At 49.1% G+C, this 14,630-nt stretch carries 15 protein-coding genes and 1 riboswitch; all 15 genes read right to left on the bottom strand.

The window, feature by feature from the left end:
* Positions 1 to 63 precede the first annotated feature (63 nt).
* Complete coding sequence (locus KSP24_RS05530) at positions 64 to 1,314, bottom strand: serine hydroxymethyltransferase (RefSeq protein ID WP_302054337.1); 1,251 nt, start codon at positions 1,312 to 1,314, stop codon at positions 64 to 66.
* Between the two features lie 120 nt (positions 1,315 to 1,434).
* The gene (locus KSP24_RS05525) at positions 1,435 to 2,022 is read right to left on the bottom strand and encodes a TIGR01440 family protein (protein ID WP_025678226.1); all 588 of its coding nucleotides are present in this window, start codon (positions 2,020 to 2,022) and stop codon (positions 1,435 to 1,437) included.
* Positions 2,023 to 2,228: 206 nt separating this feature from the next.
* Positions 2,229 to 2,310: riboswitch (ZMP/ZTP riboswitch) on the bottom strand.
* 78 nt (positions 2,311 to 2,388) lie between these two features.
* The gene (locus tag KSP24_RS05520; protein WP_064961669.1) at positions 2,389 to 2,973 is read right to left on the bottom strand and encodes a low molecular weight protein arginine phosphatase; all 585 of its coding nucleotides are present in this window, start codon (positions 2,971 to 2,973) and stop codon (positions 2,389 to 2,391) included.
* A gap of 83 nt (positions 2,974 to 3,056) precedes the next feature.
* Positions 3,057 to 3,617, bottom strand: coding sequence for a manganese efflux pump MntP (locus KSP24_RS05515; protein ID WP_013373449.1), 561 nt, complete (start codon positions 3,615 to 3,617; stop codon positions 3,057 to 3,059).
* Between the two features lie 142 nt (positions 3,618 to 3,759).
* On the bottom strand, positions 3,760 to 5,043 hold the full coding sequence (locus tag KSP24_RS05510; protein WP_216974657.1) for an L-threonylcarbamoyladenylate synthase: 1,284 nt from the start codon (positions 5,041 to 5,043) through the stop codon (positions 3,760 to 3,762).
* A gap of 181 nt (positions 5,044 to 5,224) precedes the next feature.
* A complete protein-coding gene (gene spoIIR, locus KSP24_RS05505; protein ID WP_216974656.1) occupies positions 5,225 to 5,917 on the bottom strand; it encodes a stage II sporulation protein R in 693 nt (230 codons plus the stop codon).
* Between the two features lie 213 nt (positions 5,918 to 6,130).
* Positions 6,131 to 7,324: an FtsW/RodA/SpoVE family cell cycle protein gene (locus KSP24_RS05500; protein ID WP_013373452.1), complete on the bottom strand. Its 1,194-nt coding sequence runs from the start codon at positions 7,322 to 7,324 to the stop codon at positions 6,131 to 6,133.
* Between the two features lie 75 nt (positions 7,325 to 7,399).
* The gene (prmC, locus tag KSP24_RS05495) at positions 7,400 to 8,299 is read right to left on the bottom strand and encodes a peptide chain release factor N(5)-glutamine methyltransferase (RefSeq protein WP_129550121.1); all 900 of its coding nucleotides are present in this window, start codon (positions 8,297 to 8,299) and stop codon (positions 7,400 to 7,402) included.
* Between the two features lie 3 nt (positions 8,300 to 8,302).
* A complete protein-coding gene (gene prfA, locus KSP24_RS05490) occupies positions 8,303 to 9,370 on the bottom strand; it encodes a peptide chain release factor 1 (protein ID WP_013373454.1) in 1,068 nt (355 codons plus the stop codon).
* Positions 9,371 to 9,706: 336 nt separating this feature from the next.
* Positions 9,707 to 10,807, bottom strand: a complete 1,101-nt coding sequence (ychF, locus tag KSP24_RS05485) for a redox-regulated ATPase YchF (protein WP_013373455.1) — start codon at positions 10,805 to 10,807, stop codon at positions 9,707 to 9,709.
* Positions 10,808 to 10,953: 146 nt separating this feature from the next.
* Positions 10,954 to 11,445, bottom strand: a complete 492-nt coding sequence (locus tag KSP24_RS05480) for a GNAT family N-acetyltransferase (protein ID WP_216974655.1) — start codon at positions 11,443 to 11,445, stop codon at positions 10,954 to 10,956.
* Entirely contained in the window at positions 11,442 to 12,542 is a 1,101-nt protein-coding gene (gene fni / locus KSP24_RS05475) for a type 2 isopentenyl-diphosphate Delta-isomerase (RefSeq protein ID WP_216974654.1), read from the bottom strand. Before fni ends, KSP24_RS05480 begins: the two co-directional genes overlap by 4 nt.
* Before the next feature lie 307 nt (positions 12,543 to 12,849).
* The gene (locus KSP24_RS05470; RefSeq protein WP_013373458.1) at positions 12,850 to 13,341 is read right to left on the bottom strand and encodes a DMT family transporter; all 492 of its coding nucleotides are present in this window, start codon (positions 13,339 to 13,341) and stop codon (positions 12,850 to 12,852) included.
* Between the two features lie 57 nt (positions 13,342 to 13,398).
* Positions 13,399 to 14,103, bottom strand: a complete 705-nt coding sequence (locus KSP24_RS05465; protein ID WP_040102692.1) for a Crp/Fnr family transcriptional regulator — start codon at positions 14,101 to 14,103, stop codon at positions 13,399 to 13,401.
* Between the two features lie 56 nt (positions 14,104 to 14,159).
* Positions 14,160 to 14,585 (bottom strand): DMT family transporter, encoded by a 426-nt coding sequence (locus tag KSP24_RS05460; RefSeq protein ID WP_013373460.1) that lies wholly within the window; start codon positions 14,583 to 14,585, stop codon positions 14,160 to 14,162.
* Positions 14,586 to 14,630: the final 45 nt, after the last annotated feature.

Raw genomic sequence — 14,630 nt, 5'->3', positions numbered from 1 at the left:
TCCCCCTCCGCTAACGAAAGGAAAACAGCCTTATCATATAAGATTAAAAGGAATGACGATGAATTAGTATTGGGTTCCTGTATAGATTGGGAACTTGTCTGTTAACTCGCCAACTGCTTGGCTTGCTTTGGACAATACAGTATCATCTTTTGGATTTTTAAGAGTATCAGCAATGATTTTACCGATTTTAACCATAGCCTCTTCATCCATACCACGAGAAGTTGCAGCAGGTGTACCAATACGGATCCCGCTAGTAACAAACGGACTCGTTGGGTCAAAAGGAATGGCGTTTTTGTTGACCGTGATACCCACAGAATCCAATACATGCTCCGCTTCTTTACCTGTGATATTCAAATTGCGTGTGTCCAACAGCATCAGGTGATTATCCGTACCACCAGATACAATATTAATCCCCTCTGCCAGCAGTGTTTCAGCCAGCACCTGTGCGTTGCGAACTACGTTTTGCGCATAGGTTTTGAATGATGGCTGGAGCGCTTCACCCAAAGCAACTGCTTTGGATGCGATCACGTGCATCAGTGGTCCTCCTTGAGTACCAGGGAAGATAGCTTTATCAATCGCTTGCGCCCACGCTTTGCGAGTCAGAATTAGACCCCCACGCGGACCACGTAGCGTTTTGTGTGTCGTTGTTGTCACAAATTGGGCATGAGGAACTGGACTAGGGTGAATCCCTGCTGCCACGAGACCTGCGATATGTGCCATATCCACCATGAACAAAGCACCTACATCATTAGCAATGGAAGCAAAAGCTTCAAAATCAATAGTACGCGGATATGCACTTGCACCAGCTACGATCAAACGTGGGCGGTGCTTGAAGGCTGCTTTGCGCACTTCATCGTAGTCGATACGGAAGTTGTCTTCACGTACACCGTAAGCAGCAAAGTTATACAACAAACCGGAGGCATTAACCGGGCTTCCGTGTGTTAAGTGGCCGCCATGCGCCAGATTCATACCCAGTACAGTATCTCCAGGTTGAAGAGCTGCCAGATATACCGCCATGTTAGCTTGTGCTCCAGAGTGAGGCTGCACGTTCGCATGCTCGGCGCCGAATAATTCTTTCGCGCGGTCACGTGCAATATCTTCAACGATATCTACATGCTCACAGCCACCATAGTAGCGTTTGTTCGGATAACCTTCAGCATATTTATTGGTAAGCACGGAGCCCATGGCTTCCATTACTGCTTCACTGACGATATTCTCGGATGCGATCAGCTCGATATTGTGGCGTTGCCGTTTCAGTTCAAGCCCCATTGCTTCCATCACTGCCGGGTCACTTTTACGCAGATGTTCCATCATGATTGATTACTCCCTCTCCATGGTCAAATTTTGGGTATACAAGCAAATGCCTGTTCCTCTGTTGGGTACCTCATCATTAATGCAAAAAAGATCAGTACTAACATGCCGACATGACAAATGCTAATCGCAGTTTCCGCCGGCTTCTTGTTCCAGACTGTACACTGCCCGTTGTCCGCCAATAAGTGGAGGACGAGTGAACGCAGCTGTCACACGTGCTTCACCAATCCAGCGAAGGCTTGGGCGAAACGGAACGGCAATTGGGCGTAGATGCATGCCAATCAGCGTTTCGCCGATGTCTATCCCGGCATGAGCCTGCACGTTCGCCGCCAGACATGCATCATCCATAGAGCGATAGGCAACGGTAGCCATAGAGCCCCCTGCTGTACGAACAGGAACAGCCGCAACCTCCATCAGTCCTAATCGCTCCAGTAGAGCACGCTCAACGACCAGTGCTCGGTTCAAGTGCTCACAGCATTGAAACGCCACATCAAAGCCATACTCTCTGCGAACGGATTCTACTCCAGACAGCACTTGCTGAGCCACATCGAGCGCTCCTGCTGTGCCGATCCGACTTCCAGCCACTTCACTCGTGCTTGCGCCAATAACCAGCAGGCGACCAGCTTTGAGACTGGCCGCTTCTGCAATTTCCCGCACGACAGAAGCGGTCTGTGCTTCGAGTGAAATCTCATGATCCAATTGTTCTACCATTGGAACCTCCTTTGGTTGAACAGCCTCTCAGAGACTAGGCACGGTTTCATGCCCAAGTTCAACACACTCTCTCCTGATCACAATCTGACTATATTATAGCCGATGTTTCAGATTTCGAGCAGAAAAAATGGAAGAACAAGAAGGCAGCAGAAGATCTGCTGTAGCTTGTATACGAAAAAAGAGCAGTCCACACCTATGTGGAATTGCTCTTTTGCCCAGGCGACCGGCCGTATATCCGATGCTCCATCGTGGTTGATCCCACTTTTGTCGCCAGTTACACCGGATTCTCATTTTTCCACCTTATCTTAACGGATTAACCGTCGAAAATCAACAGATTCCGTACAAAATAGAGGAACGGTGCCGATTTTATTCGGAAGAACCTTTTAGCTTGTCCAACAACTTATGCAAAGCCGTACGGATTTCTGCCGCTGTGACATCGTAGTCCTCACGCGAACCACCAAATGGATCTGAGATATCGAAGCCCGGAATCCGTTGGTGTAATTCAATCATTCGTTCACGCTCCTGCGTCGATAGCTCTTGTCCGAGTGAAGCCATCAACTGCTGTGAAGCATACAAGCCATCTAACTCCTGTACGTCATTCAGCACTGCGTCCCGGTCCTCCACATATTCCTTCAGCGTAAATACTTTGCCTGCCGTTTGGGGGAACCGCTGTACGACATGCTGTTTATGTCCTTGTGTCAAGGTTAAGATCAGATGTGCCCACTCGGCAAGCCCGTCGCTTAAAGGAGTTGAAGTGATCTGATCGGATATATCGTGATCACGCAGAATCGCCTCTGCATGTCGGGATATCGGCGTGCCGTCCATCGCAGCTACTCCAGCGGAACGCACGTCCAGTTCCAGACCATGCTCAGCAGCCAGCTTACGCAGCATTCCCTCAGCCATTGGACTGCGACAGGTGTTCCCAGTGCATACAAATAAAATATTCTTCAACGTCTTCACCCCCCGTATGTTGAAAATATATAAACAGAGGATTACTCAAATCCTGTATTTATTTTACACTGTCTACGTTAAAATCAAAACATAAACATAAAGCCGAATGCCAGCAAAATAGCACCGCCCACCGCTTCTCCATAATCCCCAAGATTACGGCTGACCTTGCGCCCCAGTAACAGCCCCAGCATCGCCATCGCTCCCCCGCAAAAACCAAAGGCCAGAACAGTCAGCACCAGGTCACTCTGGAACATTCCCAGTGACACTCCCACAGAAAATGAGTCAATGCTCACCCCAAGCGCAAACAGCAAAAGACCCAATGGCGACCGATGATCCAATACGTGTACGCCGTCCCCCTTGAAGGAATTATATACCATATGCCCGCCCAAAAGGATGAGTAATCCCCCTGCGAAGTAGGTCGTTACATGGCCTAATAAAGAACTCATATAATGGCCTGTGAACATTCCCAGCAATGGCATCAGGATGTGAAAAAAACCAATCACAGTGCTGATGCGCAGCACGTCTCGCAGGCGTATCCCCTTCATACCGATCCCTACGCCCAGCGATAGCGCATCCATCCCTAGCGCTACTGCCATGATCAGAATCGTTACAACCTGCCCAGCATCGGCAGAGGCTGCCAGCATACTCCATCCCTCCATTATCCGTCTGTTCTTGTACACGTTATGCGGACAAGGGGCAAATCAGTACAAGCAGGCACTGAAAATACCCAAAACAGAGACGCGGAGAGAGGAGAAATTAAAATAAGAGACTCCATTCTTTCAGAAGCTACAGACGGATGATTCGATGACCTGCCGCTTTAAGCAGTCGATTCATGACAGCGTCTCCCAATCCTTTCGGCGGACAGGCTTCCGCCAAAATGTAGGTGACACCGTCCTCATCGCAGCGGCGCAGCACGCCATATAGGCGCTGTGCCGCCTCATGAAGCGCGTCCAGCTTGCCCAGCGTGTAGACTCGTTCTCCGGCGTAGCTGGCGGCATGGTCGTCGAACGCGAGCACCGCCGTGCGCTCCCCGCGCGCGGTAGCCTCCGCCAACGCGGTGCGAATCCAGCCCGTCACTTCAACAGACGACGGGCCTTGTACCACACTCAAGCGCCCTCGCGGCGCATAGTGCGTATACTTCATGCCCGGCGAGCGTGGCGCCAGGCTATGGGCGTCCTGCCCGGGTGTGTCAGCCAGCGCCGGGTCCAGTACGACGGCGCGAGCAACCGTAGCGAGCTGTTCAGCCGTCACGCCGCCGGGGCGCAGAATGGTGACGGTTCCGTCGTCACCGACTTGTACTACTGTGGACTCCAGTCCCACCCCCGTGGGGCCTCCGTCCAAAATGCCGCCGATGCGGCCCTCCAGGTCCTCCAGCACATGCTGTGCTAGAGTCGGGCTGGGTCTTCCCGAGCGGTTGGCGCTTGGTGCAGCCAGCGGGCAACCAGCTTCCGTGATCAAGCGCAGCGCGATCGGATGATCCGGCATGCGTACACCGACCGTGTCCAAGCCTGCGGTCACACGCGATGACAGTGCCTGCGGCACTACCGGCAATACGATGGTCAGCGGTCCTGGCCAAAATGCATTCATCAGCGCTCGGGCTGTATCGTTTATTTCCGCTACCATGCCTTTTAATTGAGCAGCATCGGAAATATGTACAATGAGCGGATTATCGGACGGACGCCCTTTAGCAGCGAATACCGCCTCTACCGCTTTAGTGCTGCGCGCATCGGCCCCCAGTCCGTACACGGTTTCCGTAGGAAAGGCTACCGTCTCTCCAGCCTGGAGAAGTACGGCGGCCTCCCGTATGCCCTTTTCCGCAGTGATTAGAGCCTGTTCAGCTGAAAGCTCGTCAGGATCATCCCCGTCTGTGTTGTTGACAGAACCAACGGAAGCCGCTTTTTCCACCTCAAAAGACAAGGTAGCAGGTATAGTCGTGTCCTCATCAGAAACCAGACATCTTACATCCCACCAGTGTGTATGCGAAGGCTGTAATGCCTGCTCCTGCTCTTCTATCTCTTTTTTCACAAAACCTGCGTGCAAGTCATGCATTTGATTCACCTTATCGCTCATATCAGATCATCCCATATCTTATTGTCATATAGGCCATTTCATTGCCCTGATCCCCAAGAAACCCGCTTTAACAAATCAGATCAATTTGGCTCTGCTATCTGTATATCTATCGTAAGTTCCATTATAACATATGGGGAAACTTACCCTCGTTGTTCTCTTTTCCATAGCTCTGACGAGACGTTTAGGCAAACAAGCCAGTCACCCAGCTCCACAGACCCGTAAGGGCATCCCACAGGAAAAAACGTACTTCCGGCTCTTTGTCAGCAGCATTCGTTTGATTGTCTTCTTGACTCGTTTTTGCCGATACAGTTTGTGCTGTTGCTTCACCACTGCCTGCATCAATAAAGCACAACGGCGGGAACAGCACACACCACCAATTTTGTCCTTTTCCTTGCCCCAGTGTAACTCGAAGCGCCTCATAATTCCCTGCCGGGTAGACAAGACCACCGTACATTTTCGTCGGAAAAGGTACACTTGCCAGCTCTACCTGATGATCATACGCTATACCGCGTCGAGCTAGTTCTGAACCTACCAAGCGATCAATTTCAGGCAAATGTGCATCAATCAACACTCTGGCTTGATTTAGGCTTTGTGGATTGTCCAGCTCACCCACCCACGCATTCATCTGCTGCACGATAGCGTCCCGTATTTCGCGCTTAACCAACTGATCCTCTGGACGATCCGAATTAGCCAAAATGCGCAGTCGGATGGAATCGTGCGGAATTACCTTCAACCCTGTGGTGGCCACTCCAGACGCTAAAGTCCCTCTTGCTCCCGTGGTCATCGCAGCGTCCGTTTTTTGACCTTCCCAAGACATCATTAATATCGATATACAAAAGAGTATCATTGCAGTTTGCTTCATCCAACTTCTCATTTTCGTCCCCCCAAACCCAAACTCTATCATGTCTATCAGTCTGTCCGGTTTGGGAGAGTCTAAACCTATGAATCTCGTAAAAAATTCAGGCTATTGCAAGCTTGATCGTCACCTAGGAATATAAAAAAGCCCAGATTTCACAATCTGGACTCTTTTGCTACACCGTTTCAACTCGTCAAATAACCATCAATATTTAGTCACAATCCGCCTGTACTAGGCTTTTTTCGCCTTCGTCAAGCTTACTCTGGAAGGCTGTGGCAGGTCATCCTCTAACTCCTGGCCATGCACCTTAATACTCATAACCAAGCCAATACTAGCCATGTTAATAAGCAACGAGGTACCGCCATAGCTTATGAATGGAAGCGTAATCCCCGTAAGTGGCATAATGCCCAGAAACGCACCAATGTTCTCAAAAATCTGATACAGCAACATGGACACAATCCCGACAATTATATACGGGCCAGCCCGATCCCGACATTCCAGCGAAATCAGGATCATTCGGTGAATCAAAATAAAATATAGCAATAGCAGAATGGATGAGCCTACAAACCCAAACTCCTCTGCTACAACTACAAAAATAGAATCCGCATACGTATAGGGAACACGCCCGGACTGTACCGAGGTTCCTTGCAAAAAGCCCTTGCCCATCATCCCGCCAGAAGCTATGGCCAGTTTGGCATTTTTCGTATGATAAGATGCCTTCGCGGTTGCTTCTTCCGGTACCAGCCAAGGGTCCAAACGCTCTACCCAGTGACTACGGCCAATACCTTTCATAAAGGAATCAATCTCATCGTGAAACGAAATATACGCTTTGATCCCTCCACCAACGGCGACTGCAAATACGATAAATCCGATTAGCGCATGGGATGCCTTCACATTACCAATCCATAGCATACCAATGACGATGACAATGTAACCGAGCGCATTACCCAAGTCATTTTGTGCCATGACCATGGCAAACGGGACAAAGCTCACCAGAGCAACTGGAAGAACATCTTGAATAAAATACAGCTTGCTCTTGCGCTTTTTAATCAGCATATACGCCAAAAAAATGATAAGAACCAGCTTGAATACCTCGGCAGGCTGAAGATTTAAGCCACCAATTTTCAAAAAGCCTTGAGAGTTATTAACCGTCCCGCCAAAAAAGCCGAGAATCAACAGGAATATCCCGCCTCCATATACATACAAGGCTTTTTTAATGAATATCCGAAAATCGACTATCGCTAAACCCAAGATCGCTACAAAGCCCAATATATAATACCCGATCATCTTCTGGTAGTCGTTGCCGTGCTCTGCCAAGTTCGTAGGACCCCTACCAGCACTGTATACCGTTATGATACTAATCGCCATGAGCAAAACCAGAATAAAAATAACCGGACCATCAATTTTTTTCAATTTCTGAAGCATGATTTCCCCCTGAGCCGTTTCTCGGTCATACTCCTCTTATTCTAAAGGAAAGACTCGCAAAAAGAAAATGCAGCACTACTCCGAGACGCCTAGGACATGTCGCTCGATCCCCGCAAGGTCAGGAATGATTAGAATGTTCTTCCAGTGACCTGCCTGTTCCAGCAGACCAGCCACGTCTCTGGCCTGTCCCATCCCCAGCTCAAACCCGATTAGCCGGGGCGGGGCCTGAAGGAGCCCCAGCTGCTCCAGCATTGCCCGATACGGGCCAAGCCCGTCAGGACCGCCATCCAGCGCCATTCGCGGCTCATGGTCGCGCACCTCTGGCTGCAAGCCAGCGATGTCAGCAGCCGGGATATATGGCGGGTTGGACACGAGGATGTCCACCACCGTTCCCGTAAACGGCGCCAGTAGATCGCCCTCGCGGAATTCTACGGCTGCGCCGTTTGCGGCAGCGTTCTGGGCCGCCATTTCGAGCGCAGCGGCAGAAATATCCCCCGCCGCCACGTGCCAGCGCGGCCGCTCAGCCGCCAGTGTCACGGCAATCGCGCCGCTGCCCGTACCGATGTCGAGCGCGTGCGGAGCACCGCTCGGCCACAGCCGGTCGCCGTGCTGGAGTATCGCCTCGACGAGCAGTTCCGTCTCGGGGCGCGGAATCAGCACCGACGGTGAAACCGCGAACGGGCGGCCATAAAATTCCTGCTGTCCGATAATATACTGCGCCGGTTCACCCGCAGCTTTGCGGGCGATGATCCGTTCCCATGTGTCCTTGACGGAGGAAGGGAACGGATCGCCCAGAGCGGCGTAAAACCTCGTACCTTCCAGTCCAAGCACATGTTCCAGCAGCAAGCGGGCATTATGCTGCGGCTCCAACACGCCGCAACTTCCTAAAAAAGAAGAAGCCTCAACTAAGGCTTCTCTGACACTCATGTTCCGTTCCGGCGGCATCCGATACACACAATCGCGTTCGTTCCCCAAAACTTAAACCTCTTGTTCCATCAAATCAGCCTGCTCTGCAATCGTGAGTGCTGATACGATTTCTTCGATCTCTCCGTTCATCACCTGGTCCAGCTTGTGCATGGTTAAACCAATGCGATGATCCGTTACACGGCTTTGCGGGAAGTTGTAAGTACGTATACGCTCACTGCGGTCTCCAGTACCTACTTTGCTCTTACGCTCGCCTGCATATTTGGCTTCCTCTTCCTGGCGCATCATATCCGAAATACGGGCACGCAAAACTTGCAGCGCCTTCTCCTTGTTGGAGTTTTGGGACTTGCCGTCCTGGCAGGTTGCCACAATACCTGTTGGCATATGCGTTACACGCACCGCCGACTTGGTTGTATTAACGGACTGACCGCCCGCACCGCTGGAGCAGAAAGTATCCACGCGGATATCCTTGTCTAAAATTTCGATATCCACTTCCTCTGCCTCAGGCATCACAGACACCGTGGAGGTAGATGTATGAATACGTCCGCCAGATTCAGTTGTCGGAATCCGCTGTACACGGTGCGCGCCACTTTCGAATTTCATTTTGCTGTATGCACCGCGTCCGTTAATCATGAAAATAACCTCTTTAAAGCCTCCAAGGTCATTCATGTTTGCATCCATCAGCTCTACACGCCAGCCTTGGGTATCTGCATAACGCGTGTACATCCGGTACAAGTCCGCTGCAAACAGCGCGGCCTCGTCCCCACCCGCAGCACCACGAATTTCGATAATAACGTTCTTATCATCGTTCGGGTCCTTCGGCAGCAGCAAAATACGAATTTTCTCGTCCAGCTCCCGCTTACGGGCACTCAGCTCTTCAATCTCCATTTTGACCATTTCACGCATCTCGTCGTCCAGCTTTTCTGCCTGCATGGCTTTAGCAGCGTCCAGCTCCTCAACGACAGTTTTATATTCGGTATATGCTTCATAAGCAGGCTGTAAATCAGACTGTTCTTTGGAATAATCTCTAAGTTTTTTGCTATCGTTCGCCACATCCGGATCGCAGAGCAGTTCGCTCAGTTTATCGTAGCGGTCCGCCAATGATTGCAATCGGTCCAACAAGCGATTCACCTCTTCAGTTAAATTAATATGAAACCAGCTTTAAATTCACTGGCTACAGCTCTTTATTATAACAACTATTCGATTAATTAGCTACATAAAATACTTGCTAATTTAGGATTTTGCAAAAATCCGCAAATCAATTGAAGTCGAATAAACAAAATCTCGCTAAAGAGTTGAATAACAAACTCTCAACTAATAAAAGAAATGCGAATCAAATATAAAAAGCCGCCGCCCGGGACAGGCAGCGACTACGTAATTGGTACATGCAGGCAACACATATATCATTACTTAATATGTTTGTATATAAACTCTGTTTGTTATACGCCGAGATGCATACTAAACATTAAAACGGAAATGCATTACGTCTCCGTCCTGCACCACATATTCCTTGCCTTCCAAACGAAGCTGACCACGTTCCTTGGCCCCGTTCATAGATCCAGCAGCGACCAAATCATCATAGGATACAACCTCAGCCCGAATAAATCCGCGTTCAAAATCCGAGTGGATTACGCCCGCAGCGCCAGGTGCTTTTGTTCCTTTGTGAATAGTCCATGCGCGTACTTCCTGCACACCTGCTGTGAAATACGTATACAGTCCCAACAAGCGGTAAGCTGCTTTGATCAGACGGTTCAGACCGGATTCAGCCAGCCCCAGTTCCTCAAGGAACATTGCCTTGTCTTCGCCTTCCAGCTCAGCAATTTCAGCCTCTACTTTAGCGCTGATCGGTACCACTTCAGCATTTTCCGCCACTGCAAATTCACGTACCTTTTGCACATATGGATTGCTGTCAGCTTCCGTTACACCATCTTCGCTGACATTAGCCGCGTACAATACAGGCTTCATTGTAAGCAAATGAAGGTCGCGTATAATCAACTTTTCGTCTTCTGACAATTCTACGCTACGTGCAGGTTTGTCAGCATACAGCGATTCCTTGATCCGTTCCAGTACTTCAACCTCCTGGGCATACTGCTTGTTGCCGCCCTTCATGTTTTTGCGGGAACGTTCAATGCGCTTGTCTACACTTTCGATATCCGCCAGAATCAATTCCAGATTAATCGTCTGAATGTCGCTGATCGGATCAATTTTGCCGTCCACATGGGTAATATTCTCATCTTCAAAGCAGCGTACCACATGAACAATGGCATCTACTTCACGAATATGAGCCAAAAACTTGTTGCCCAAACCCTCGCCTTTGCTGGCACCTCGTACAAGTCCTGCAATATCAACAAATTCAAAAGCCGTTGGTACCGTTTTGTTCGGTACTACCAGTTCAGTCAGCTTATCCAGCCGCTCGTCCGGTACTTCAACGACCCCTACATTAGGGTCAATTGTACAAAATGGATAGTTTGCGGATTCCGCTCCCGCCTGCGTTATTGCGTTAAACAGTGTTGATTTGCCCACGTTCGGCAGACCCACGATCCCCGCTTTTAAAGCCATAATCAGAACAACTCCCGTTTATATAAAATATGCGTTATACCATCTGTTAGTTTACCAACCCACATTATATAGGAGAACCTATACATGCGGCAAGCATATGACTGTGAATTTAGGGTTTTGCCGCATCCCTATTTAGATTTCTTTATTTAGATTTCCTTGCTCATCTGGATATCCGTAACCCGATAACCAGACTTGCGATATACATGTAAAGCCCGCTCATTATGCCCAAATACATGCAGACCGATGCGAACCGCACCCAGCTTCCGAGCTTCTTGTTCCAACGCCTGCATCGTCAACGTACCCAGGCCTTGCCCCTGATATGAATCGTAAACGAGAATATCCAGCAAAAAGGCCTCTTTGCCCTGCGTACCTTCTGTAATATTGAACCAGATATATCCCACTTCCTCTCGGCCCTGACCCGTACTATCTGAGTACTCAAGCATATACAGGTGAGCATGAGGTGTACCCAGTCTTTGCGGCAAGTATGTTGCGAAACTTTCCTTTGCCCGTTCCGGTGCCTCTTCCACCGTCCACGCGCCTGCCTGGATTTTCTCCTCCGCATAATCCGCGAGTGAGCGTTGCTCAAAGCGTTCATACTGCTCTGCGTTCATCGGAACCAACTTAATGAATCCACTCATCCGTTCGCCTTCTTTCTTAGTCTGGTCGTGTCTTTAAGACCTTCGATCCCAGCAACTCCGATGCCAAACATGACTGTGCGCAATTCCAGCTCTACTTGCTCCAATCGCGCTTCCAACGCCTCGCTGGAGGTGACCGCCGAGCCAAGCAAAGAGCGACCGAAGCCTGCCATGTCGGCGCCCAAAGCAAGTGCCTTCGCAGCATCGACACCGTTTTTCAGTCCACCGCTGCCAATCAGAGTACCATTAGGCTGGGCTGCTCTAACCTCCACGATACAATCAGCGGTCGAATTGCCCCAATCCGCAAACGCCTCCGCCGCTGCACGGCGCACAGGATCAGGATTACGAAATTTCTCCACCTGGCTCCAGCTTGTCCCGCCTGCACCAGCGACATCAATAAAAGCGGCGCCTGCATCATATAATCTCGATGCCGTCTCACCATCTATGCCCCAGCCTACTTCCTTCACGCCTACTGGCACCGAAAGACGATGACACAACTCTTCGATGCGCTCAAGCAGCCCGCTGAAATCCAAATTCCCTTCAGGTTGGAATATCTCCTGCAATCCGTTCAAATGCAGCACCAACATATCCGCTCCGGCAATTTCCACTGCACGTTGGCAATCCTCCACGCCAAATTCGTAGTTCAGCTGCACTGCACCCAGATTAGCAAGGATCGGGATGCTGGGTGCCAGACGGCGAACCGCAAAGGTTGAAGCCAATTCCTCTTTTTCCACCGCAGCTCGTACCGAGCCGACGCCCAACGCCCAGCCGCGTCTTTCTGCGGTCTCTGCCAATCGCTCATTAATCGCTCCTGTCTCCGCGCTGCCGCCAGTCATAGAACTGATGAGCAACGGTGTCCGTACAGCGCGTCCCATAAAAGTTGTATCCAGACGCACCTCGTCAAAATGCAGCTCAGGCAAAGCGCAGTGCTTAAAAGCATAGCGCTCCAGTCCGGTGGTGACCCCATGTCCGGCCACATCTTCTTGCAGACAAAGGCGGACATGCTCAATCTTCCGTTCACCTGTCCGTGCGGCAGGTAACAAAGAACCGGATCTGTCTGAGCCGTCAGATAATCCCTTTTTATTTTCTGTATTACTCATCTATGTTCCACCTCATTTAAAGTCACTCTGTTTATTCCATCAGGTTCGTGAAGCACAAATAAGACCGTTCCCGAACACGGTAACCGATCTATTTATCGTCTCATATATCAAATATCTAAGCCCTTAAAGCACTATTTTAAGATATTTTCATTGTATCATGGATGGAAAAATATATACATGACTGTGAACATTTTTTCTTGCCTATGGGATGAAAAGCAGCACCTGCTTAAGATGCAGCTTTTCTACAAAATGCCCCTGCGAAAGCGGGACCCCAATCACAGCAGGATAAAGGTCATCACAACCTCCTTTAGCTCTTCATCGAATCAGGTATAGGTGTAATATTTTCTTGTGGCTCCTTCGTCCGCCCATGTCCAAATTTGAAAACGAGAATACCGCCAATAATGACGATTACACCGATCAACTTATTGAAGGTGAACGGAATCTTTTCTAATCCCAGCCATCCCAACGAATCCCACAACAGAGCGGTACCTAATTGTGCCGTCAATACGATGGAAATCGCATAGGTTGGGCCCAGTCGCTTCATTCCTTGCACCAGACAGAACACAACTCCAACACCAATCATGCCACTGAACCAATACCATAGCTGCATATGATGTAAAGCAAATGTATTTTTCCCTTCAAAAATAAGACTCCCAAGCAAGGAAGCCAAGAAGCCCGTTCCCAGTACCAATGTCGTTGTGGCCCATGAACCTGTCCGCTCATTCACCTTATTATTGAATATCGTTTGCAGACTGACCAAAGCACCTGCGATAACTGCCAATATGAGCCCTAATAACATGTTTACCTCTCCCTTGATAGTCCCTTTATTGTGCTGCTCTACTTCAAAGCACTATGATTACAACGATTCATAAATATTATGGCCTGCCAGTTCACTCAAACCTTTTCTGTCCTTAATGACAATATAGCCTTTTGCCCGTTCAACCAATCCCTCTTCAATCATCTTGCGAATGACACGGTTAAGGTGTCTGTAACTGGTTCCGATCAAATTCGCCACATCCACCAGACTAGATGCCCGTAGTTCCTCATGAAAGGCAGAATTGGATTCGTCAAAAGAAACAGATAGCAGGTAGCTCGCCAGCCTGACTTCCACCGGATACATAAGGTTGAAACTGGAGAAATCAGAGTCCAGACAAAACTTTCGCGTGACAATATCCAATAGAAATTGCAGCAAAGGAGCATAATCTCTGCCGTACTTATTCATCCATTGGTGATGGACACCAATCACATAGATCGGCGACACTGCCTCTACTGTATTGATGACGTGACTATTACGAATATATTCAACATCTCCTATGACCTCGATCGGGGTTTTGAAGCAAAGGATCAGAGTCTTCCCTTCTGTAGAGCTGGTAAAAATTTTGACCTTGCCCTGCACCAGAATATACAGATGTTCAATGGCGTCTCCCTGCGAACAGAGCTTTTCCCCTTGCTCCAAACGATACAGCGACAAATAGGGATGTAGTGGCTCGTAGAGTATGGATTCCAACTGATGCAGATGCAAAAAATACTTTAGCTGCTCTTGATCCTGTATTTCCCTCATTCCTCAGCTCACCTTCAATTCTACGTTCTAAGCTTTTTCTATAATAATGTTTTATTTTAGAGCTTTAGAATAATGACACCCGCGATCATCATACCAATACCTATAAATTGTGGCAGCTTCATCTTTTGCTTCACAATGCCAAACCATCCCTTGATGTCTACCAGAAATGTTAAGCATAACTGAGCAATCAACAGCGCCGAGATCGTGAACGTAACCCCAATATGTTGAATGGCGGTGACTTCACTAAATATAATGATAGCCGCAAAAGCACCACCCCAAAGATACATCGGCTTTACCTGTTTCATTTCAGACACACGGCCATCCTTTGTAAACATCCAAACTAATGCTGCCAAAATAAAACCTATTAGCTGAGTAACGGCAGCCGCCTGCCATGTCCCGATATCCTGACTAATCCGTGTATTCGCTACCCCCTGTAGCGTAATACAAGCGCCTCCCAGAAAAGCAAACAAGATTCCTCTCATAAATCGTTATTCTCCCCATGTAAATGACTTTTGTATCTATTTAAG

The organism is Paenibacillus sp. AK121 (assembly GCF_019042715.1).
Classification (GTDB): domain Bacteria; phylum Bacillota; class Bacilli; order Paenibacillales; family Paenibacillaceae; genus Paenibacillus; species Paenibacillus polymyxa_C.
Note: the sequence above shows the minus strand (reverse complement) of the source record. Positions and strands in the feature narration are given on the sequence as shown.